The organism is Neobacillus sp. YX16 (assembly GCF_030123505.1).
Lineage (GTDB): Bacteria > Bacillota > Bacilli > Bacillales > Cytobacillaceae > Neobacillus.
The window spans coordinates 4,277,508-4,298,536 of sequence record NZ_CP126115.1 but is presented as its reverse complement, the minus strand read 5'-3'; the positions used below and the strand labels follow the sequence as shown (position 1 = coordinate 4,298,536).

Genomic DNA, 21,029 nt, shown 5'->3' with positions numbered 1-21,029 from the left:
GTATGGCAAATGCACTAGTCAGTATTCAAATCATCCCGAAGCCGTCTGATGGTGGAGATGTGATTCCTTTTGTGGACGAAGCAATTCGAGTGATCGATGAATCCGGGGTAAAATATGAGGTTCATCCGTTAGAGACGACAATGGAAGGCGAGTTATCCCATTTATTTTCAATCATTGAAAAAATGAACGAACGGATGATGGAAATTGGCAGTAAAAACGTGATTTCTCAAATTAAAGTCCTTTACCAGCCAACAGGTATTACATTGGAAACCCTAACGGAAAAATATCGATGAACTATTTAATTAGAAAAGGATGGAGACCGATTGCGGTTCTCCTTCTTTTGTTCATTTTATGGGAAATCATTGTAAAGATAACGAAAGTACCTGATTGGCTCTTACCGGCACCTACAATGATAATGAATGAGATTATTTCAGGTTGGACGTCGTTTTATCCAGATTTAGTATCAACAGCGAAAATCGCGGTAGAGGGGTTTTTGGTAGGGACCACAGTTGGGTTGGTTGTTGCTGTCTCGCTGCATTTGGTCCCTTGGATCAGAGACTCAGTGTACCCGTTGCTTATATTATCACAAAATGTTCCAATTATTGTCCTCGCTCCCCTGCTCGTTATATGGTTTGGATTTGGATTATTACCTAAAATTATTGTAATCACCCTTACCTGTTTTTTCCCTATCACTGTGGCAGCTTTAGATGGTTTTAAGCATGTTCCATATTCCCATAAACATTATATGCTGATGGCTGGGGCAAACAAGTTTCAGTTGTTTTGGAAGCTTGAATGGCCATATGCACTCCCCTCCATCTTTTCTGGCTTAAAAATTTCAGCAACTTATAGTGTTATGGGGGCTGTAATTTCTGAATGGCTCGGAGCGGAAAAAGGAATTGGCGTTTATATGACCTTAGCATCTTCTTCATTTAGAACAGACAAGGTATTCGTTGCCATTCTATCGATTATGGTACTAAGTCTCTTATTTTTTGCAGTTATAGTTGCAGCCGAAAAGTATTTCATTCGTTGGCAAAGCAAGGGAGGCAGCGTGGAGTGAGTCATTTACTGGTTGATCATATTGTAAAAAGTTTTGGACCAAATGAGGTTCTTTCAGATTTATCTTTTTCGATTGAAAAAGAAGAGTTTGTTACCATTATCGGTCCATCCGGAAGTGGAAAAAGTACCATTTTTAACTTAATTGGCGGGATTATGACCCCCGAGAAAGGAGTCATTCAGCTTGAAGGGAATAATATTATTGGGAAACGCGGCTCGATAAGTTTTATGCCTCAAACTCCTTCCCTCCTGCCATGGCGGACTGTTTTGCAAAATGTATTGCTCGGAGCTGAACTGCAAGGAAAAAAGGATCGTGAAAAAGCGATCGAAATGCTTCATAAAGCTGGTCTTGGTGATTATGTACATGCTCGTCCGGAAGAGCTCTCCGGCGGGATGAAGCAGCGCGTCGCGTTTATACGAGCCCTGCTAAGTCCCCAATCACTCATTTGTCTTGATGAGCCTTTTTCGGCGCTTGATGAACTAACAAGATTAGAGATGCAAAAATGGCTTCTTTCGATTTGGGAGGATTATCGTCGGACCGTGCTGTTTGTTACTCATTCGATAGAAGAAGCATTATTTCTATCGGATCGGATCATTGTGATAACTGCAAAGCCAACAAGAGTGGCAGCGGAATTCAAGGTCCCGTTCAAACGGCCGCGGGATGAAAGCTTGTTTTTAGATGATAAATTTTTAAAATGGAAGCGAACTGTTACTTATTCTTTAAAAAACGTAGGAAGTGACAAGGATGGAGAAGCTAATAGACGCACATATTCATTTAGATCAATATGATGACATTGAAATTGCCGCGCTATCTGAGGAGACGGAAGCCATTGAAGCACTTGTTTCAGTTTCGATGAATCTGGATTCCTGTAAGAGGAACCTTATTTTATCAGAACGATATCCCATCGTAAAACCAGCATTTGGTTTTCATCCTGAGCAGCTTCTACCAACAGAAAAAGAACTTGATGAACTAATAAACTGGATGAGAGTTAACAAAGACAAAATGATCGCTGTAGGAGAAGTAGGGCTGCCATATTTTATGAGGGCAGAAAATAAAGTCACAAAAAAAGACTTTGGCCGCTATATTGAGTTGCTTGAAATATTTGTGAATCTAGCGAAAAAGTGGGAAAAGCCTATCTCTCTTCATGCGGTCTATTCTGATGCCCCAGTAGTTTGTGATCTTCTTGAAAAGTATTCTGTTTCTAAGGCTCATTTTCACTGGTTTAAAGGGGATCAACGGACAACCGAGAGAATGCTGGCTAACGGATACTTTGTTTCAATTACTCCAGAGGTTGCCATGGAAGAACCAGAAAACGTCGCTTTAGTTCGAAGCTATTCGATAAATCAAATTATGGTTGAAACAGACGGCCCATGGCCCTTTGAAGGCCGATTTTCTGGAAAAAGAACACACCCCCTTATGATGAAGGAGTCGCTTGAAAAAATAGCGGAAATCAAAGGAATGAATATTCAGGATATAAACACTCAAATTCGAAACAATACCAAAATCTTTTTTAATATTAATTAACGGCTCTCAATTATGATGTAAAGCCTGAGGCTGTCCTAAAATAGGGCAGCCTCTTTCCATGCTATTATTTTGTGTTTTTTTTCTTTTGTGCATTTTCTAATTTGCTTTTTGGTTCCTCAGCGAACTCTGCATCTTGACCATATCCTTGTGGATTAACCCCAGGAGCCTTTACACCGCGATTAGCATGACCGTTTTTGCTCATCCTTCTCACCTCCCATTTTTTTAGTATTTCCACTCGGAATAATAAAACTCAACTTTCTAAACAATAAAGATAAGAGGTGATAAGTATGAACAAAGGTGTTTATTTAGCCCTTTCTAGTATTGGTTTAGCACAGGGCTTAAAGATTCCCATTCATTATTACAAAAAGAAAGAGTGGCGCCCAGACCTCTTTTTCCAAACAGGTGGGATGCCGAGCTCCCACTCAGCTGGAGTTTCAACATTAACCACCTATATTGCTTTACAAAGAGGGCTGCCAACATTTGATTTTGCTCTATCGCTGGTTTATGGATTAATTGTTATGTACGACGCCCAAGGAATACGGCGGCAAACAGGTGAACTTACCTTAAAAGTTAATTCTATGCATGATTTAATTGAAAAAGTTGATAAAGAAGAAAGTGTAGAATTTGAACAAGAAGCTCCAAAAAAGTTAAAGGAAATGTTAGGTCATCAGCCTGAAGAAGTAATTGGCGGTGCCATTCTTGGGGCATTAGTCGGAGTAATTGGGCATTTATGCACAAAAAAGAGTAGAAAATTGTCGAAATTTAAGTTAAAATCTGATAGTAGATGGTTTTAAATTGCTTGGAGAGGGATGGAGAAGCCAGTGCGAACAGTTGATGAGTACTTGCACTACCTAGAAGGAAAAGGATTTCAATTTCAAGAGGATGCAATTGGGTTTATTTATTTTGGAAAACATTATACGAATGCTTCCGATGAATTGATTAATTCCGCGATAGAGATCACATTAAAAGCCCAAAAAACCTTTGATGGCAGCTTTTATGTGTCATTATTAGAAACCCTTGTTTCGAGCAAAATACAAACAAGAAATGCGGCCCTGAAGTTTGTTAAAGAACAAGAATTAGTGGCAATATAGACAAAAATCCTCCTAACCGGGAGGATTTTTGTTTTAACCTTGAAAGCTCTTATCTTTTTTTAGTAAAGGGAATTTGTTCACAGGAAGCTCAGCAAAAATCATCCCTGCTAAAATCAGTAAGCAGCCAAATAGGGCACTATAAGATAGACGTTCAGCTGCCCAGTAATAGCCTGCTATGGCCGCAAAAACTGGTTCCATCGCAAAAATTAACGCCACCCTGGTCGCAGTTGTATATTTTTGAAAATTTGTTTGAATCAAAAATGCTAAAGCGGTAGCAAAAATACTCGTAATGATTAACGCGATGATTACATCTTTCGAGAATAAAATTTCTGTATTAAAGGATTTTCTCCAATCCTCTAAGAAAAAGGATGAAATAATGGATAATATCGCTACAGTTGAAATCTGTATGACTGTTAACAATAAAGTTGGATATTTGCTTGAGAACTTTCCAGTGAAAATGATTTGAAGGGCAAAGCTTATGGCACAAATGAAAACAAAGCCATCTCCAATATTTAATGAGGAAATGTCTGTCATCGTAAGCAGAAATAAACCAAAGGTCGCAATTGAAACCCCGATTACTACATTCCTGCTCGGAAACTGTTTTAATAAAAACATTGAAAAAAGTGGAACGAAGATCACACTCAACCCTGTAATAAAGCCTGCTTTAGAAGTGGTAGTGTATAATAGGCCAATCGTTTGGGCCGCGTACCCAAGGAAGAGCCAAAACCCAATAAACACACCTGAGGCAACCATTTTTACGTTAATAAAAGCAAGCTGCTTTCGTTCAAAGATTAGAAGCCATAATAACAGCATAAATGCTGCGGCTAGAAAACGGACTCCATTAAATGAAAAGGGTTCGAGCAGTCCAATCGCATTTTGAACAAGGACAAACGTTGTACCCCAAATAAATGTAACAAAAAGTAAGCTGATATCAGCAAAAATAGGCTTTTTCATGCTGCTTTACTCTTCCTCCAATATATTTTTTCGGATTGCAAGGCGGGCCAATTCATCCGCTACTTTATTTTCGATGCTTGGAATCCACTTCATAAAAAATAAATCAAATTGTTTCGTTAACTTTAATGCCTGTTCTAGAAGAGGAGCATAAAGTTTATTTTTTGCAAATTCCTTCTCAACAGCTTTATTGACTAATTCTGAATCCGTTCGAAAGGATACAACACTGTGGGAATACCCTTTTTCTAAGCAAAGCTCTAATGCTTTAATGAAGGCATGGTACTCAGCCTCGTGATTTGACATCATTCCGAGCGGGAGTGAAAATTTTTCTGCTGTTCCATTCCCTTTGATAAAAATTCCAGCACCGCTTGGTCCCGGGTTGCCAGCACTGGCACCGTCTATGTAGACTTCAATCATAGCAGACCCTCCAGTTTTCATAATAATTGAAAGTTTATCATACTCTAACACAAAACGCAGGAAATAAATTTTTCCTCTTTCTACTTTGTTGAAGTGGGTATGCTAAGACTAGATGTTTAAACATACTGTAAGAAAGTGCCAATCTAAATTCTTTCTTTTCAACTCAGAAATTTTCTCTAGAAAGGTTGAAAATCATGAAATATAAACTTGAGTGGAATTATAAGACAGGCAAAAATGAAAAAATACAATTCACCTCTGATTGGATATCTACAGAATTGGCTATACAAGCTGGTGAAGAGCTTGAAAAGCTAGGTAAAGCAAGTGACATCTACTTTTATGATGAGATAGGTACATCGTGGATATTAAAGGAACTGAAAAAGCTGGTAACTGAGATTGAAGATGATCCTCATGAAATCACTGTATATTTTGATGGAGGATTTCAAAAGGAAACCAATACAGCAGGTCTTGGTGTGGTTATATTTTTTAAACAAGGGAAAAAGAAATATCGAATTAGGGCGAACGAAATGTTCGATGAATTGGAAACAAATAATGAAGCAGAATATGCTGCCTTTTATTATGCATTAACGCTTTTAGAGGAATTAGGTGTGCATCATCTGCCTTGTGAATTTAAAGGGGACTCACAGGTAGTCTTAAAGCAGCTTGAAGGAGAATGGCCGTGCTATGAGGATGTGCTCAATGCTTGGCTAGACAGGATTGAAGAAAAAATCAAGGCACTTTCGCTGACGCCAAAGTACACACCGATTCCAAGAAATGATAATAAAGAAGCAGATAAATTGGCTACTCAGGCGTTAGAGGGGAAAGAAATTTTTGCAAAGACACAAATAATTTAAGAAACGGGGTGCCTTTGACTCGTGAAAAATTCCAGTAGAAGAGAACTGTTTAATCATGTTGAATCCTTATTAGGCCAATACTGTAATGGCTGTTTTGTCCATCAACAGTTTAAACAAGATGGAGGCAGGAGGTTTGCCCATCGGTTTTGTATTTCACAATGCACCGTTGGGGAAAAACTGCAGGAATATGGAAAAAGGCTGACATGATGATCAGTTACTGTACTGAATGTCCATTTTCAGGTAGGCACCTGAAGAAATAGAAAAAAGGCTGACGGTATTCGCCAGCCTTTGGTTAGTCATTAGATTAAAGTTTTACTACGTTAGCAGCTTGTGGTCCGCGGTTTCCTTCAACGATTTCGAAAGAAACTTCTTGGCCTTCTTCTAAAGACTTGAAGCCTTCGCCAGTAATAGCGCTGAAATGTACGAATACATCGTCTCCGCCTTCAACTTCGATAAAACCAAAACCTTTTTCATTGTTGAACCATTTTACTTTACCGTTTTGCATTTACAATATCCTCCTAAGCCTTTCAAGACACTTTATATAAGTGCCAAAGATAAATATTATCATGTACATAAAGTTAATATTATTACTATTCAATTAATGATACATGACACTTAAAATATACATGAATATTTTTGGTCAGTCAAGGAAAGTAAGCGCTTTTTTACCCAATAAATCGTATTTTCATGCAATCTTCAAAATTAATAAATCTATCTGAACATAAATTTTTTTCAGCCTCATATTCTTATAAAAATGGTTGATAAAGGGTGATGAGTAATGTACCGATTTTCGATTGAGGGAGATGAATGGATTTTAAGATTCTCCCCGCAAGTCTTCATTGAGGCCGAAGAAAAACAAGTTGTCTTGATGTCATTGCTTCAAATCGGAAATGATTTATCATCTTATTCACATGGTGACGCCTTTCTCATGTTCACGAAGAAAATAGGTGCAATTGTTTTTGATGTTGAAAGAATTCCATCATTTATTTTGACGGTTTCAAATATCATTCCAGAAGAAAATTGGTATATGCAGGATTCAACCTTGAAACTTATACAATAATACTGCAAGTGGGTGGTCACAATTGACTGCCCTTTTTTTTATAAAAAGAAGCTGCCAAATCATCTCAGGTTGAATGAGCCGGCTGCTTCTTTTTGGTTTCAATTATTAATTGTTTCATTTTAAATGTTTAATGGTCATAACAATATCTTGTTCATAATTTCCGAATTTGGACCCGAATAAGTTCATTCCACCCTTATTATCTGCATCCTTCTTCACGCCTAACTTTAATGAAATATATGGTTTTTCCAATAATTTTAGTTGATCTAAACCTATGTCTGATATTTTTACACCGTCAATAAAACTAGCAGTTCTAGTAACAGTCCAATTTTTTAATAGCCCAAATTGAGTGTTTTTTGTTCCCCACCACGATGGTGTTAAATATCCTCTTTCACCACCAAAATCTCCAGGACTCGTCCACATCCCTATCTCAACGCCATTTACCCAACAAGTAATGTCAGATGGCCAATCCAATTTGTGATAAGGTGCCTCAGAACATAGCTCCATAGAAAAATTTAATTCGTCCACTTTAGAACCGTATGGGATTCGATTAGGGAAATGATACTCAACAAATCCAGATTTAAACCAAAGAAGTTGGGCTTGCTTCCGTTCAGGTTCATAAAATGAACGTACATCATCCTGGGTATGAATGATTCCAGTGTTGCTTAAAAGGCCGCAGGTTGGCACGATGTCCACATTTACAAACTCGCCAATCGGCATTTTAATAGAAATGATATTCTCTTCTACGGCTTCATCTTCAGTCAAATTAATAATAATACGGTCGTATCTTTTTGAATTTACTTTTTGAGTGCCTCTTCCTGGGACTATTTCTGTTGAAATTAGTTCCGCATCCTCTAATTTTTTTACATTTAACGCCGCTGTCGAAAAAGGAATCCCGATCTTTTCTGATAAGTCATTAACGTTCATGGGTCCTTCACTTAAAATCCGAAGCATCTTCATTCGGTGTTCATGGGCCAGAGTTTTACAAATTTCTATGGCTTCTTCTAATGTTACATGTAGTGTTCTCATATAATATTCTCCCTTTATTACAAGTATTCGTGTGATTAAAAGTATCAACTTGTGTTTTGTTCTATGTTTTCTTGTAACAATTAATTTAATAATAATATGTTTGTAAATAATATACAAGTGATTGCCAAAATACAGTTAAATGTTGGTATTATCAGGAATAACTCCATTTAAACTAAACCCCTCAATAATTGGGAAAAATAATAAAAAATAAAAAATCTGATTTTTTATTATATAAATACTTGATATATAACATATAAACATGTAATAATAACTCATGTAATTATAGTCAAATACGAGGAGGCTATTTAAGATGAAAAAGGTAAGCGTATTCATGTTGATACTTGTTTTAGCGTTTGGACTTATCGCGTGCTCTAGTGGAGGAAAAAAGGAAACTTCTTCAAGTGAGGGAAATGGTGTAACTAAACTGACTTTTTGGGCTCCATTAAGCGGCGGCGACGGAGATTTTATGAAAGAGTTAGTAACTAAATTTAACGAAGAAAACAAAGATGTTAAAGTGGAACTTTTAAACTTAAAAGCAGAAGAATACTATACAAAAATTAGAACATCTGTAACATCACAGCAGGCACCGGATGTTGCGTTAGCACATGCGTCTAAACTTGCTGAACTTCAATCTGCTAACTTAATAGAAAGTATTGAGAAGACTTCAATTGATGCTAAAATCGATTGGACAACTTTTAGTGAAAATATTGTAAACGCTACAATTATTGATAATGAACACTATGCAATACCTATAGATACCCATGCACTTATCATGTTTGCCAATAAAAAGATCCTTGATGAAGCTGGGTTATTAGATGCTGATGGTAAGCCATCAATTGAAGAAGGTGCAGAAGGATTTGTAGAATTTTTAAAACAAGTAAAGAAAAATTCACCAGCAGGTACTTTCCCATTATCTGCAACATCTAATGGTGATTCGCCACTGCGTATGTGGTGGACTTTCTACAGCCAACTAGGTGGAGAGATGTTAAATGAAGATGGAACGAAAGCTGCATTTAATAATGAGAAATCTTTAGAAGCGCTAGATCTATTGAATGAGATGATTGAAGGCGAATTATGGCCAAAGAATATTAAAAACGGCGGAGAACTATTCACTGCTCAAAAAGCTGCCATTCATATGAATGGTGTATGGATGACAGGTGCACTAGAACAAAATAAAGGACTTGAGTTTGTTGCATTACCTATTCCCCAACTATTTGATCAGCCAGCTACATGGGGTGACTCACATTTATTTGTGATTCCAAAACAAGAAAAACAAACTGATGAGAAAAAGGTAGCGAGCTTAACATTTGCAAATTGGATTACTGAACATTCAGCGTCCTGGGCTAAAGCAGGACATGTTCCTAGTAAACCAGCTATTTTAGAATCTCCTGAGTTTAAAGAATTAGAATATAGAAGTGACTATGCTGAAATTGGTGACTACGTTTCTTATATGCCGAACTCCCCAAAACTATCAGCAATCAATGATGTCCTTAAAAAGCATTTGAACCTATTTATGAATGGTCAGTCCAATGCAAAAGATACACTTGAAAATGCAGAAAAAGAAGTGAACGCATTATTAAGTAAATAAAAAAATAATAGAGGTTCTCGATTCTAAAATGAAAAATCGAGAACCTCTATTAAATAAAGGGAGGTAATACCCGTGAAGTTTCAATTTTTTAGGGGAGATAACTTGAAAGCCTATTTATTCTTAGCCCCTTTTTTAATTGTATATAGTCTGTTTATGCTTTACCCGATCATTAAAGGTTTTATCATAAGCTTGCATGATTGGACATTAGGAATGGATTCAACCTTTGTAGGATTCCAAAACTACGTCACCATGTTCAAAGATAGTTACTTTTGGGAAGCATTGGGGAATACTATCCTTTTTGTATTAATTTCAACGCCTGCGCTCATTTTTGTCGGATTGGGAATTGCGTTATTGGTTAATGCGGGTTTAAAAGGAACAACCTTTCTGCGCTCTGTCTTTTTCCTTCCATATGTCCTATCGATTTCAGTTATCGCAAGTATTTGGGTATTTATTTTACAACCTTATACAGGCTTATTAAATACATTTCTCCATAAAATGGGAATCGCGAAAGAAATATTTTGGCTTGGTGACGAAAATCTTGCTTGGGTATCCATTTTATTAGCAACAATTTGGTGGACAGTTGGGTTTAACATGGTCTTATTTCTTGCAGGTCTACAGGAAATTCCAGATGAATATTATGAGGCAGCAAAAATGGATGGAGCTAATTCTTGGAAACAGTTCATATCAATCACACTGCCTTCATTAAAGGGTGTAATGCTTTTAACAGTCGTATTACAAACTATCAATTCATTTAAATTATTTGGTCAGCCTTACTTGATGACAAATGGTGGACCTGGTACAGAAACAAGAGCATTAGTCCAATACATTTATGAAAAAGGCTTTATCGAGCAACAAATGGGGGTAGCATCTTCCATGTCTTATGTTCTTTTCGCCATAACAATCGTATTTGCATTCATTCAATTTAAGTTCTTTCAAAATAAAGATTGATATTTGTACTTGGGAAGGAGAGGAAAACAGTGGCATCTGTCAAAAAGAAGACAACAACAGGTAGAAAGTTATTACATCTTTTCGGCTACCTATTTGTATTCATATGGTTAATCCCTGTGTTATGGATGTTTATGACAGCATTAAAACCAGGAGGAACGGCGGTTACTGTCATTAGTGAGTTAGTAAAAGCGCCATTTACCTTAGATAATTATAGTTATGTGTTGAATAATGCGTCTATATGGAGATGGACGTGGAATAGTTTATATGTAGCTATTGTAACAACCGTTGTAACCATTGTATTAACATCACTCGCAGCTTTCGCTTTATCACGTTTAACATTTATTGGGAAAAACTTTATTTTTTGGCTGATTATTGGTGGATTAATGGTTCCAGTTGAAGCAAAAATTATTCCTTTATTTCAAATTATGATGGACTTTGGTCTGATTAACAGCTATAGCGCCCTTATTTTACCAGGATTGGCAGCACCACTAGGAGTCTTTATCATGAAGCAATTCTATGATGGAATCCCAAATGAGTTGGTAGAAGCAGCAAAAATAGATGGAGCAGGTACATTGCGAATCTTTTGGAGCATTTTCTTACCGCTATCTCGTTCATCAATGGCTGCACTAGGAATCTTTACATTTATTACTTCTTGGAATAACTTTTTATGGCCATTCCTCGCAGTAAATGAAGAGAAAATGATGACTCTGCCAGTTGGAATACCGACATTCCAAAGTGCTTACACAGCTGAATTAATGATACCGATGGCCGCAAACGTTCTTGCAAGCTTACCAGCTATTATCGTGTTCATATTCTTCCAAAAGCATATTATTAAAGGAATTACGATGACTGGAATAAAGTAAATCTATAAAAGGGATGGAACATCATGCGGAAAACAAATTATTTAGATGGAAGTTGGAATTTTGGTATTGATCCAAAAAATAAAGGTGAAAGTGAATCTTGGTATACAGGGAGTATTCCGAATGCAATAAGTGTTGAAGTTCCACATATTTGGCAGCGTGAAGGAGACCAATTTGTTTCTTATAATGGAGCTGCCTGGTATGAGAGACAAGTGAAAATAGAGAATCTATCACGACACCATGATTATTATTTGTGTTTCGGTGCCGTCGATTATTCATGTCGAGTGTGGTGGAATGGTCAATTTATAGGAGAGCATGAAGGTGGATTTACACCGTTTGAATTTAACATACCATCTACACTTATAAAAGACGACAATCAATTATCCATTCGAGTATATGATTATGAAGCCAATGCGGAAATACCGATTGGCAAACAGGGTAGTTGGTATACTCGTGTTAGCGGGATTTGGCAATCTGTTAAATTAGAAGTGCGAGCAAAAACATTTATCTCTAACGTTTTTGTTACACCGAATATTGATCAGGATAGCCTTGAAATCAGTTCATTTGTTACTGGCGAAATAAATGAATCTACCTCTATAAACTTTGTCATTAAAGGACATTCTCTTCGTGATGAACAATGGGGAGATAAGGAAAGTATTTCAGGAACGTTAGAAATGGTGGAAACAACTCTTCCAATTTTTCAAGAAGCGAACAACTTGACTCATTTCAAAACGATTTTACATGTACAAGATATGAAAAGATGGTCACCAGAAACACCTTATCTTTATGAAATTGAGGTTACTGTAGAATCAAAGGGGAAAGTTGATTCGTATCAAACAACGTTCGGATATCGAAAAGTAGAACAAAAGAATGGCCGTATCTATTTAAACAATGAGCCAATTTACATCCGAGGTGCATTAGATCAAGCGTTTTACCCAGACACAATTTATGCTGTACCGTCTGTTGAGTACATTCAAAAAGAATTACAAGCAGCGAAAGACATGGGCTTTAACCTGTTGCGTAAACATATTAAAGCTGAGTTGCCGGTTTATTTATACTGGGCAGATAGACTAGGAATGTTAATTTGGGCAGAGCCGCCAAATTATGTGAAATGGACGGCAACAGCACAAAAACGTTTTGTGAAACTATTAAATGAAATGATGATAAGAGATTACAATCACCCCTCCATTATTATCTGGTCCATCTACAATGAAGAATGGGGATTAGAGTGGGATCTTGAGTTTGATGTAGAAAAACAAGACCATGTTGCAAAACTATTTGATGAAGTAAAGCGATGGGATACAACAAGATTGTATTGCGATAATAGTGGCTGGACTCACGTTAAAACAGATATTAACGATCATCATCGATATTTTGCTTTACCCGAACAAATCAAAGAATGGGAATATGATCTAGATGAATATGTGATTGGACAACGTGAAAGAAATTTTGTTACGGGGTACCAATCCAACGGAGAACCACTTCTAATTTCAGAATTTGGAATGTGGGGGTTACCAAGTATAGAAAAACTACGTAATTACTATAAAGGGAAAGAGCCTTGGTGGTTTGTGAATCAAGGGGATGGCACCCATCAAGATGATTATAAAAAGCCAACAACAGCATTGGTTAATCATTCGAAATTTGGAATCAGGGAGGCTTTGGGAGATTTAGAGAACCTTGCAGTAAGCTCCCAAAAAAGAATGTTTAGAGGTGTTAAATCTTTAATTGAAGAAATGAGAAAAAGACCTCAAATTGCTGGGTATGTTGTCACAGAGTTCACAGATATTGAATGGGAAACAAATGGCTGGTTGGATTTCATGAGAGAGCCAAAAGAAGAATTTAATAGATTAGTAGATTTTAATGGACCTATATGTGTGATAGCTGATATTTCAAATAGGAATCTATGGTCGGGGGAATCAACAAATTTTGATATCGTAGTGGTGAATGACTTAGCACATTTAAGGGAAGTAACGATTAAGTGGGAATTTGTCGATGCTAATCAACAACCCTATGAGAAGTTAAATGGTGAAATACATTTTAATATGAATGACGAAACGTATTGGAAAACAGAAGATGGAATTTATATTACAGTTCCGGCGGTTAGCAATTCCGAATTTGCACAATTAAAACTAGTGTTAATCTCTTGTGGACATGTTGTTGCTTCAAATGTGGAAGAATTCACATTTACGAATAAACATGCCTTTCAAAAGCTTGATTCAACTGTATATGTTCATCATTTGCCACAGGAATTCTCAAACCAATTAGTAAATCACGACATCGAAGTAACGAGTGAACTGGAAAAGGATGTAATTGTGGTCACGGATCACTTAGATGGAGAAATCCTTACGCATATTCATACTGGTGGTCATGCGATTTTCTTGGCAGAGGCGGGAGATCATTTGGAGGGAAATGGTCATTATCCTTTCCGAAAACTACCACCAGGTGAAAGCTGGCCGCGTGCTTCATCGATGAACTATATAAACACAGAATGGTTTAATGGTGTACCTTTTCACCCTGAAGTTGGCTGGGAGGGATCTGAGTTGTTCCCTGATTATGTTATCCCTTTTGCGGATTATAAAAAAGATGGAACGAAACGAACGATAAACATGTTTGGAAGTCCTAGACTTGCAGAGGAATCTAATGTTTTAGCAGGGTATTTCCAAGGATGGTTAGGACAAAATGGAGGTTCAATTGTCCACCATCGAGACGGAAAAGGCTCGGTGCTTATCATTACTTGGAAATTAATCAATCAATATGGAAAACATCCAATTGCAACTCAATTATTAAACAAATTAATAATGAAGGTAAAGGGAGAGAGTATTTATGAAAATTAAAAGTATAGAGCTTTTTAAGGTACCACCACGTTGGCTATTTCTTAAAGTGATGACGGATGACGGACTTGTTGGCTGGGGGGAGCCAGTCGTTGAAGGTCGAGCAGATACTGTAAAAGCAGCAGTAGAAGAGTTGAGCAGCTATATCATTGGACAAGATCCAATGAGAATTGAGGACTTATGGCAAGTGATGTACCGCGCAGGTTTTTATAGAGGTGGTCCAATCCTGACAAGTGCCATTTCAGGGATCGAACAGGCATTATGGGATATTAAAGGGAAATTTTATAACGCGCCTGTCTACGATTTAATAGGTGGGGCAAGTCGAGATAAAATCCGAGTCTACAACTGGATTGGCGGGGATCGTCCTAGTGATGTCAGGGAAGCAGCATTACAGCAAATAGCTGCAGGCTTTACAGCAGTTAAGATGAATGCATCTGAAGAATTACATTATATCGATTCGTTTTCGAAGGTTGAAAAAGTTATAGAACGTATTGCGACTGTCCGTGAAGTTGGGGGTAGTGATTTTGGAATTGGCATCGATTTTCATGGACGGGTTCATAAATCAATGGCAAAAATTCTTGCTAAAGAACTTGACCAATATCGTCCAATGTTTATTGAGGAACCGGTCCTTCCTGAAAATAATGAAGCGTTAAAAGAAATTGCACGTTATACATCAGCACCAATTGCAACAGGCGAAAGAATGTATACACGCTGGGGGTTTAAAGAACTATTACAACAAGGAATTGTGGATATTATTCAACCAGACGTATCACATGCGGGTGGAATTCTAGAAACAAGAAAAATTGCTGCAATGGCTGAAGCCTATGACGTAGCCCTGGCACCACATTGCCCATTAGGACCGATTGCTCTTGCTTCATGTCTACAAGTGGACGCGTGTTCACCGAATGCCTTTATCCAAGAACAAAGTTTAGGAATTCACTACAACCAAGGAAATGACATATTAGACTATATCTTGAACCCTCAGACATTTGAATATCAGGATGGTTTTGTTTCCCTTCCAAAAGGTCCTGGTTTGGGTGTTGAGGTAAATGAAGAGAAGGTTCGAGAAGCCGCAAAGGTTGGTCATGACTGGAAAAACCCTGTATGGCGTAATGACGACGGCACTGTTGCAGAGTGGTGATGAAGGATGAATCCATCAAAGCTTGATGTCGTTACCTTAGGGGAAACCATGGGTCTATTTACGCCAAACAAACAAGGCTATTTACGATATGCTAATCAGTACTCTCAAACATTTGTGGGATCCGAAACAAATGTGGCAATTGGAGTATCCCGTATGGGGTATAAAGCAGGGTGGATTAGTAGAGTCGGAAAGGACGAGTTTGGAAAAGGATTATTGATGTTTTTACGAGGAGAGGATATTGATCTAACTCTTGTAAAAGAAGATAATGAGTCCCCAACAGGTTTAATGTTTAAAGAATATTTACGAGAAAATCAAACGAGGGTTTTCTACTACAGAAGTAACTCAGCGGCAAGTCGTCTTTCTCCTGAGGACATCGACGCTTCATATATTAGCCAAGCAAAATATTTATTTGTATCGGGTATTACACCTGCGTTGAGCAAATCTTGCCATCTAGCAGTAATGGCTGCCATTAAAATAGCGAAAGAACATGGGGTCCAAGTCGTATTTGATCCAAATCTACGGAAGACTTTGTGGAAAGAAGATATTGCCCGGCAAACCTTACTTGATATTGCCAAACAAGCAGATATCGTCTTACCTGGGATTAGTGAAGGTGAATTTTTGTTTGGAACAAATGATGTAAAGGAAATAGGAGATAACCTACTTGAATTGGGAGCCAAAATGGTTGTAATCAAGCTGGGAGAAGCAGGAGCAAGTGTCATCACGAATGAAGGTGTAGAATATGTTCAAGGCTATAAGGTAAATCGGGTAGTTGATCCAATAGGAGCTGGAGATGCCTTTGCAGCAGGTTTTATAACAGGTTTACTTGATAATTTATCATTATATGAATCTGTTCAAAGGGCGAATGCATTTGGAGCCCTCGCAACACAGGTAAAAGGAGATATTGAAGGACTGCCAGAACGTGAACAATTATCGCAATTTATGAATTCAACCTCAGATGATGTTGAAAGGTAATAAAGGAGAGCAATCTATGAAAATTGAACAATTTAAGGAGCATAAGATTATCTCGATTGTAAGGGGTATAGCGGTGAAAGATGCAGAACAAATCTTTCAAACGTTATATGAAGAGGGAATCAGGTTTATTGAGGTCACGCTCAACACTGAACATGCATTGACGATTATTAGTGAGATGAGCAGGAAGTTTGAAGGTCGGATGTTTGTTGGAGCGGGAACCGTTCTTACACCAGAAAAGGCAATCCAAGCGATTGAGGCTGGGGCTAAGTTTATTCTTACACCTACTGTTAACGTGGAGACGATACACACAGTCAAAAGAGAGGGGATCTTCTGTATTGCAGGTGCACTCACACCAACAGAGATTCTCACTGCTTATGAGAATGGTGCAGATTTAGTTAAAATTTTCCCTGCAGGCACAATGGGAGTAAATTATTTAAAGGATATTCAAGGACCACTGCCACAAATACCAACAGTACCAACTGGAGGTATCGATGTAACTAACGCCTTGAAATTTCTTGAGGCAGGGGCAACAGCACTAGGTGTGGGAAGCTCTATCGTAAAAGGGAAAAAGGGCTATAGTGAATATGACTTTGCTGAATTAAGAGAGAAAGCAAGAAGGTTTTTTCAAGTTTGTCATGAGAAAAATGGGTAGATTTATATATTTTTTTAAAAACCACAGCTCTGTGCTGTGGTTTTTGCCTGCTATTATTATTTCTTTTAGCATTTACGAATGACGAGTAAAGTGGGAAAATGATACTGAAGTCCTCAACAAAAAGGAGTTGAGATATTTACTATAATTACTTTTGTTTTTCAAAAGCCCACGCATTTTGTATTTTTAACACATCCTCTTCAAACTCTAACAAACCATAGCCCGGACAGAAAAACTTATTTTCAAACAAATAGGTGCAAGGAAGCTTATCATCACCATCAAAGAAAAATGGATTGTCTCCATCAAGGAAAAAGGTGTATACCATTTCACCTTGTTGGTAATCTCCAAAATAAGTGGAAAGGATATCTGAATTCAGCTTTGTTAATGGCTCCATTATTTTTTTACTAGGTGAACCGTTTACCATTAGATAGTCAGGATGATTGATTAGCCCTATGGACACCACAACCTCACCATTATCATCTACACCAACGATATGGTCATCTTTCAATGATTGAACTAAAAGCTTTCTCCCATTATGGAAGATTGAAGGATCCTTATTAAAGGGGATACTAAGTAATCCGGATTTAACGCTTAAGTAGTTTCCGCAGGCAAATCGGACTTTCTTCCAATCTGTTTTATGTTCAAACTTGTTTTCATCATTTTTTGATCCAAACTGATTTATTACTTCCTCAACAATTTCCCAGCCCGCATTATTATTTGCAGCTGTAAATATCCCTATATTATGTTCTGGGAATAAGACAATAAAGGAGCGGTAGGTGCCGATTCCACCACTATGCCACCAATAATTAATGCCTTTATCAAAATCTTTAATCCAACATAAACCAATAGAACTTTCTGGTATGGTATACCGATTAGCTTGCATTTTAAATATCTCTTGAAATGATTCTTGACTAAGGACTTCTTTCCCATTGTGTTTTCCATTAGATAAATACATCTGCCCGAATTTTGTCATGTCTGCTGCATTGCTAATACAGAAGAACGATCCATGGCAGGCTGCATTTTCAGGAAATGAATGTTCTACCTTAAAGGAACCATCGTCTGACTTTTCATGCTGCAGTGCTAAAGGATAGGTCATTGCCTTTAAGGGATCATACATTGTTCTACTCATTTCGAGAGGCGTGAAAATCTCGTCATTCATGAGTTGAGCAAACCTTTTTCCAGCTGCTTTCTCAGCTGTATAGGCTGCAAGATTAATAGAATGGTTGCTATAGGAATACATCGTATTTGGCGGTGCCACAAAAGGGAGCTTAGAGATCTCTTCCCTTACGTATTTCTCAAGGGCGTCGCTCTCTCTGCTGCCAAAAAGATCACCACCATCCGGCAGTCCTGCAGTGTGGCTTAATAACATACGTAAGGTAATGGTATCTTCAGCCCTGGGATAACTGAGACGAAATTCAGGGATATATTCTTTTACCGGACAATCTAAGTCTAGTAATCCTTGTTCTACAAGCTTCATGATTAATGTTGCAGTAAGAGTTTTACTGACAGACCCAATTCGAAACAAAGTAACAGGAGTGATGTCAATTCCCTGTTCCTCAGTATTTGTAACGCCGAAGCCTAGCTGAAATAGGACCTCAGAATCAGTAAATATTGAAACTGCAAAACCAGGAGCTTTTTCAAGTAAACTAGCTGCTACTTCATTTATCTTCTTAAAATTCAACATATCGCTACCTCTATTTATAGTATGTAAAATCTACCAATTAGAGTTCAATTATATAATGTATCAATCTAATGGTCTACTAATGGATATATTTTAATCCTTTACAAAAAGACGAATAAAGTGGGAAAATGAATGCTGGATGCTTTATCAAAAGGAGCAATCGGAATGAAATTAATTATTGCTGAAAAGCCAGATCAAGGTTCAACACTGGCTTCTATTTTTAAAAATAAAAAACAAAATGGTTTTATTGAAGTTTTTCCTAATGAGACTTTTCCTAATGGTGCCTATGTCACTTGGGCAATTGGGCATTTATGCCAACTTGTTAATCCAGAAACGTATGAGCCGGGATGGAAGAAATGGTCTTTGGATAATCTGCCGATGATTCCGAATCAGTTCCAATATGAAGTAACGAAGGATAAAGTTAAACAATTTTCCGTTATTCAAAAGCTGGTAAATAATCCTGCAGTAACAGAAATTATCCATGCTGGTGATGCCGGACGTGAAGGTGAATTAATTATCCGTAATATACTTCGAATTACTGGCTGTAAAAAGCCAATGAAACGACTTTGGATATCATCTTTAACAGCTAACTCCATTCGCGAAGGGTTTAATAAATTATTAGACGAAGATTATACAAGAAATTTATATTTTGAGGCGTACACTCGGGCTTGTGCAGATTGGGTAGTCGGAATGAATGCCTCACGACTATATAGCTTACTGCTGCAAAAACAAGGCTTTTCAGATGTTTTTTCAGTAGGAAGAGTTCAAACACCCACGTTAGCACTTATTGTAAAAAGAGAATTAGAAATTGAAAATTTCAAGTCCGAACCCTTTTGGGAAGTGATTGGTCATTTTAATATCGATGGCAAGAAATATAGCGGTAAGTGGCAGAATGATGGAGAATCACGGGTCAAAACAAAAGAAATGGCTGAGAAGGTTGCGGCGTTTTGCCGAGAAAAACCTGCAGAAGTTTCTGATGTTATATCGGAAAGAAAAGAATTTTTTCCACCGTTACTCTATAATCTCTCTGCACTTCAGGCTGAAGCGAATAAACGATACAAATTTTCACCGAAGAAGACACTGGATGTGCTGCAAAAACTTTATCAAAAAGGAAATGTATCCTATCCCCGCTCTGACTCGCGGTATGTAACGAAAGAAGAAGCGAATACATTCCCTGAAATCCTTACTAAATTAAGTCATATCAATGGTTATGATAAATTCTTCCCGCTGCCAGTGGAATCCATTGCGGATAACAAACGATATGTAAACGAAAAAAAAGTTACAGATCACTATGCCATTATTCCTACTGAACAAATTCCAAATGTTGAAAGATTGGACCCAGATGAAAAGAAACTTTATGACCTCATTGTTACAAGTTTAATTGCCGCGCATTATCCGAAAGCAATTGCTGAATATACGACGGTGACAACTTTAGTAGATGGACGAGCGGTATTTCAATCAAAGGGAAAGGTTCAAATCGACGAAGGCTGGCGGAAGGTAATCAACCAAAAGGAAAAAGAGGATGAACCGGCGCTTCCTTTTTTAACAAAAGGGGAACAAGGCCGTACGACAAAGGTCGATGTAAAAGAGAGCCAGACGCAGCCTCCAAAACGCTATACCGAAGGTCAATTAATCACGTTAATGAAGACTGCCGGCAAGCATATTGAAGACAAGGAAATGGAGAAAATTTTATCTAAAACAGAAGGTCTTGGTACTGAGGCGACAAGGGCTGGAATTATTACGATGCTGAAGGACCGAAAATATATTGATGTAACCAAGAACCTAGTTTATGCAACATCAAAAGCTAGAATTTTGATAGAAGCGATTGGTGAGGAGATTCTTGCTTCCCCAGAAATGACGGCAAAATGGGAGCAGAAATTAAAAGAAATTTCAGAGGGGTCTGCTTCTCCAAAGAACTTCATGGAGCAAACCAATAAAATGGTCTACCATCTTATTTCTTCTGGAGTGGGACATTCTGCAAATTGGGTATTTTCAGAAGATGTTCGAGAAAATTTCACTCCTAGTAAGAAGATGACAAAGGGTAAAGGCAGTACGAAGCTGGGAAATTGTAAAAAATGTGATGGCTCTATTGTGGATAAAGGAAGCTTTTACGGTTGTTCGAACTATCAAAAAAACCAATGTAATTTTACGATATCCAAAAAGATTCTTGGAAAAAGCATTACCCAAAAGAATATTAAACTCCTTCTAACAGAAGGAAAAACAGAGTTGATTGAAGGGTTTACCAATAAGGACAAAACCTTTAATGCGAGGCTTTTTCTAGATGAACAGGAGAAAAAGATCAAGTTTTTATTTGAAGAACAAAGTGCTAAAAGTGTGACAAAGTGATAATTCAACTTGTCACTATTTTTTTTCTATAGTAAACTT

At 37.5% G+C, this 21,029-nt stretch carries 23 protein-coding genes; 17 read left to right on the top strand and 6 right to left on the bottom strand.

Going from position 1 to position 21,029, the window contains the following annotated elements; genetic code table 11:
• The first annotated feature begins 2 nt into the window (after positions 1–2).
• From QNH48_RS21110 to QNH48_RS21095, 4 genes are read left to right on the top strand one after another with little or no spacing between them, the layout of a single operon-like run.
• Positions 3–293, top strand: coding sequence for a thiamine-binding protein (locus QNH48_RS21110; protein WP_283951884.1), 291 nt, complete (start codon positions 3–5; stop codon positions 291–293).
• The gene (locus QNH48_RS21105) at positions 290–1,057 is read left to right on the top strand and encodes an ABC transporter permease (protein WP_133367155.1); all 768 of its coding nucleotides are present in this window, start codon (positions 290–292) and stop codon (positions 1,055–1,057) included. Before QNH48_RS21110 ends, QNH48_RS21105 begins: the two co-directional genes overlap by 4 nt.
• The gene (locus tag QNH48_RS21100; RefSeq protein WP_133367154.1) at positions 1,054–1,842 is read left to right on the top strand and encodes an ABC transporter ATP-binding protein; all 789 of its coding nucleotides are present in this window, start codon (positions 1,054–1,056) and stop codon (positions 1,840–1,842) included. Before QNH48_RS21105 ends, QNH48_RS21100 begins: the two co-directional genes overlap by 4 nt.
• Positions 1,799–2,578: a TatD family hydrolase gene (locus QNH48_RS21095; RefSeq protein ID WP_283951883.1), complete on the top strand. Its 780-nt coding sequence runs from the start codon at positions 1,799–1,801 to the stop codon at positions 2,576–2,578. Before QNH48_RS21100 ends, QNH48_RS21095 begins: the two co-directional genes overlap by 44 nt.
• 64 nt (positions 2,579–2,642) lie before the next feature.
• Here the strand turns inward: QNH48_RS21095 and sspL are convergent, their stop codons facing one another.
• On the bottom strand, positions 2,643–2,780 hold the full coding sequence (sspL, locus tag QNH48_RS21090; protein ID WP_179159265.1) for a small, acid-soluble spore protein L: 138 nt from the start codon (positions 2,778–2,780) through the stop codon (positions 2,643–2,645).
• Positions 2,781–2,865: 85 nt separating this feature from the next.
• Here sspL and QNH48_RS21085 point away from each other — a divergent pair, with 85 nt between their 5' ends.
• Both QNH48_RS21085 and QNH48_RS21080 read left to right on the top strand, forming a co-directional pair.
• The gene (locus tag QNH48_RS21085; protein WP_133367151.1) at positions 2,866–3,372 is read left to right on the top strand and encodes a divergent PAP2 family protein; all 507 of its coding nucleotides are present in this window, start codon (positions 2,866–2,868) and stop codon (positions 3,370–3,372) included.
• Positions 3,373–3,387: 15 nt separating this feature from the next.
• Positions 3,388–3,669: a DUF6123 family protein gene (locus QNH48_RS21080; RefSeq protein WP_283951882.1), complete on the top strand. Its 282-nt coding sequence runs from the start codon at positions 3,388–3,390 to the stop codon at positions 3,667–3,669.
• Between the two features lie 33 nt (positions 3,670–3,702).
• Here the strand turns inward: QNH48_RS21080 and QNH48_RS21075 are convergent, their stop codons facing one another.
• Both QNH48_RS21075 and QNH48_RS21070 read right to left on the bottom strand, forming a co-directional pair.
• Positions 3,703–4,623: a DMT family transporter gene (locus QNH48_RS21075; RefSeq protein WP_283951881.1), complete on the bottom strand. Its 921-nt coding sequence runs from the start codon at positions 4,621–4,623 to the stop codon at positions 3,703–3,705.
• 6 nt (positions 4,624–4,629) lie between these two features.
• Positions 4,630–5,037: a reverse transcriptase-like protein gene (locus QNH48_RS21070; RefSeq protein WP_283951880.1), complete on the bottom strand. Its 408-nt coding sequence runs from the start codon at positions 5,035–5,037 to the stop codon at positions 4,630–4,632.
• Between the two features lie 194 nt (positions 5,038–5,231).
• Here QNH48_RS21070 and QNH48_RS21065 point away from each other — a divergent pair, with 194 nt between their 5' ends.
• Both QNH48_RS21065 and QNH48_RS21060 read left to right on the top strand, forming a co-directional pair.
• Positions 5,232–5,888, top strand: coding sequence for a ribonuclease H family protein (locus QNH48_RS21065; protein ID WP_283951879.1), 657 nt, complete (start codon positions 5,232–5,234; stop codon positions 5,886–5,888).
• A gap of 21 nt (positions 5,889–5,909) precedes the next feature.
• Complete coding sequence (locus QNH48_RS21060; protein WP_283951878.1) at positions 5,910–6,095, top strand: zinc-finger domain-containing protein; 186 nt, start codon at positions 5,910–5,912, stop codon at positions 6,093–6,095.
• A 97-nt stretch (positions 6,096–6,192) separates the two neighbouring features.
• Here the strand turns inward: QNH48_RS21060 and cspD are convergent, their stop codons facing one another.
• Positions 6,193–6,393, bottom strand: coding sequence for a cold-shock protein CspD (cspD, locus tag QNH48_RS21055; protein ID WP_026563856.1), 201 nt, complete (start codon positions 6,391–6,393; stop codon positions 6,193–6,195).
• A gap of 273 nt (positions 6,394–6,666) precedes the next feature.
• Between cspD and QNH48_RS21050 the strand changes: the two genes are divergently transcribed.
• Entirely contained in the window at positions 6,667–6,948 is a 282-nt protein-coding gene (locus QNH48_RS21050; protein WP_095251973.1) for a hypothetical protein, read from the top strand.
• 114 nt (positions 6,949–7,062) lie between these two features.
• On the opposite strand, the gene QNH48_RS21045 is transcribed toward QNH48_RS21050, so the two are convergent.
• The gene (locus QNH48_RS21045) at positions 7,063–7,974 is read right to left on the bottom strand and encodes an ArsR/SmtB family transcription factor (protein WP_283951877.1); all 912 of its coding nucleotides are present in this window, start codon (positions 7,972–7,974) and stop codon (positions 7,063–7,065) included.
• A 310-nt stretch (positions 7,975–8,284) separates the two neighbouring features.
• On the opposite strand from QNH48_RS21045, the gene QNH48_RS21040 reads away from it, so the two are divergent.
• From QNH48_RS21040 to QNH48_RS21010, 7 genes are all read left to right on the top strand, one after another.
• A complete protein-coding gene (locus tag QNH48_RS21040) occupies positions 8,285–9,562 on the top strand; it encodes an ABC transporter substrate-binding protein (RefSeq protein WP_283951876.1) in 1,278 nt (425 codons plus the stop codon).
• Positions 9,563–9,634: 72 nt separating this feature from the next.
• Positions 9,635–10,510, top strand: a complete 876-nt coding sequence (locus QNH48_RS21035; protein WP_283951875.1) for a carbohydrate ABC transporter permease — start codon at positions 9,635–9,637, stop codon at positions 10,508–10,510.
• Positions 10,511–10,539: 29 nt separating this feature from the next.
• Positions 10,540–11,373, top strand: a complete 834-nt coding sequence (locus QNH48_RS21030; RefSeq protein ID WP_283951874.1) for a carbohydrate ABC transporter permease — start codon at positions 10,540–10,542, stop codon at positions 11,371–11,373.
• Between the two features lie 23 nt (positions 11,374–11,396).
• Entirely contained in the window at positions 11,397–14,204 is a 2,808-nt protein-coding gene (locus QNH48_RS21025) for a glycoside hydrolase family 2 protein (RefSeq protein WP_283951873.1), read from the top strand.
• Positions 14,194–15,342: a galactonate dehydratase gene (dgoD, locus tag QNH48_RS21020; protein WP_283951872.1), complete on the top strand. Its 1,149-nt coding sequence runs from the start codon at positions 14,194–14,196 to the stop codon at positions 15,340–15,342. The genes QNH48_RS21025 and dgoD overlap by 11 nt, the downstream gene beginning before the upstream one ends.
• Positions 15,343–15,348: 6 nt before the next feature.
• Positions 15,349–16,314, top strand: coding sequence for a sugar kinase (locus QNH48_RS21015; protein ID WP_283951871.1), 966 nt, complete (start codon positions 15,349–15,351; stop codon positions 16,312–16,314).
• Between the two features lie 16 nt (positions 16,315–16,330).
• On the top strand, positions 16,331–16,966 hold the full coding sequence (locus tag QNH48_RS21010) for a bifunctional 4-hydroxy-2-oxoglutarate aldolase/2-dehydro-3-deoxy-phosphogluconate aldolase (RefSeq protein ID WP_283951870.1): 636 nt from the start codon (positions 16,331–16,333) through the stop codon (positions 16,964–16,966).
• 145 nt (positions 16,967–17,111) lie between these two features.
• Here QNH48_RS21010 and QNH48_RS21005 read toward each other — a convergent pair whose 3' ends face one another.
• Positions 17,112–18,647, bottom strand: a complete 1,536-nt coding sequence (locus tag QNH48_RS21005; RefSeq protein WP_283951869.1) for a serine hydrolase domain-containing protein — start codon at positions 18,645–18,647, stop codon at positions 17,112–17,114.
• 162 nt (positions 18,648–18,809) lie between these two features.
• Here QNH48_RS21005 and QNH48_RS21000 point away from each other — a divergent pair, with 162 nt between their 5' ends.
• Positions 18,810–20,990, top strand: coding sequence for a DNA topoisomerase III (locus QNH48_RS21000; RefSeq protein WP_283951868.1), 2,181 nt, complete (start codon positions 18,810–18,812; stop codon positions 20,988–20,990).
• Positions 20,991–21,029: the final 39 nt, after the last annotated feature.

What these genes read in the sequence shown, in the direction of transcription:
- QNH48_RS21105 (WP_133367155.1), top strand. Translation starts at nt 290, where the DNA reads ATGAACTATTTAATTAGAAAAGGATGGAGACCGATTGCGGTTCTCCTT.
- QNH48_RS21110 (WP_283951884.1), top strand. Translation starts at nt 3, where the DNA reads ATGGCAAATGCACTAGTCAGTATTCAAATCATCCCGAAGCCGTCTGAT.
- QNH48_RS21045 (WP_283951877.1), bottom strand. Translation starts at nt 7,974, where the DNA reads ATGAGAACACTACATGTAACATTAGAAGAAGCCATAGAAATTTGTAAA.
- dgoD (WP_283951872.1), top strand. Translation starts at nt 14,194, where the DNA reads ATGAAAATTAAAAGTATAGAGCTTTTTAAGGTACCACCACGTTGGCTA.
- sspL (WP_179159265.1), bottom strand. Translation starts at nt 2,780, where the DNA reads ATGAGCAAAAACGGTCATGCTAATCGCGGTGTAAAGGCTCCTGGGGTT.
- QNH48_RS21010 (WP_283951870.1), top strand. Translation starts at nt 16,331, where the DNA reads ATGAAAATTGAACAATTTAAGGAGCATAAGATTATCTCGATTGTAAGG.
- QNH48_RS21050 (WP_095251973.1), top strand. Translation starts at nt 6,667, where the DNA reads ATGTACCGATTTTCGATTGAGGGAGATGAATGGATTTTAAGATTCTCC.
- QNH48_RS21070 (WP_283951880.1), bottom strand. Translation starts at nt 5,037, where the DNA reads ATGATTGAAGTCTACATAGACGGTGCCAGTGCTGGCAACCCGGGACCA.
- QNH48_RS21065 (WP_283951879.1), top strand. Translation starts at nt 5,232, where the DNA reads ATGAAATATAAACTTGAGTGGAATTATAAGACAGGCAAAAATGAAAAA.
- cspD (WP_026563856.1), bottom strand. Translation starts at nt 6,393, where the DNA reads ATGCAAAACGGTAAAGTAAAATGGTTCAACAATGAAAAAGGTTTTGGT.
- QNH48_RS21015 (WP_283951871.1), top strand. Translation starts at nt 15,349, where the DNA reads ATGAATCCATCAAAGCTTGATGTCGTTACCTTAGGGGAAACCATGGGT.
- QNH48_RS21025 (WP_283951873.1), top strand. Translation starts at nt 11,397, where the DNA reads ATGCGGAAAACAAATTATTTAGATGGAAGTTGGAATTTTGGTATTGAT.
- QNH48_RS21000 (WP_283951868.1), top strand. Translation starts at nt 18,810, where the DNA reads ATGAAATTAATTATTGCTGAAAAGCCAGATCAAGGTTCAACACTGGCT.
- QNH48_RS21080 (WP_283951882.1), top strand. Translation starts at nt 3,388, where the DNA reads ATGGAGAAGCCAGTGCGAACAGTTGATGAGTACTTGCACTACCTAGAA.
- QNH48_RS21005 (WP_283951869.1), bottom strand. Translation starts at nt 18,647, where the DNA reads ATGTTGAATTTTAAGAAGATAAATGAAGTAGCAGCTAGTTTACTTGAA.
- QNH48_RS21075 (WP_283951881.1), bottom strand. Translation starts at nt 4,623, where the DNA reads ATGAAAAAGCCTATTTTTGCTGATATCAGCTTACTTTTTGTTACATTT.
- QNH48_RS21085 (WP_133367151.1), top strand. Translation starts at nt 2,866, where the DNA reads ATGAACAAAGGTGTTTATTTAGCCCTTTCTAGTATTGGTTTAGCACAG.
- QNH48_RS21040 (WP_283951876.1), top strand. Translation starts at nt 8,285, where the DNA reads ATGAAAAAGGTAAGCGTATTCATGTTGATACTTGTTTTAGCGTTTGGA.
- QNH48_RS21095 (WP_283951883.1), top strand. Translation starts at nt 1,799, where the DNA reads ATGGAGAAGCTAATAGACGCACATATTCATTTAGATCAATATGATGAC.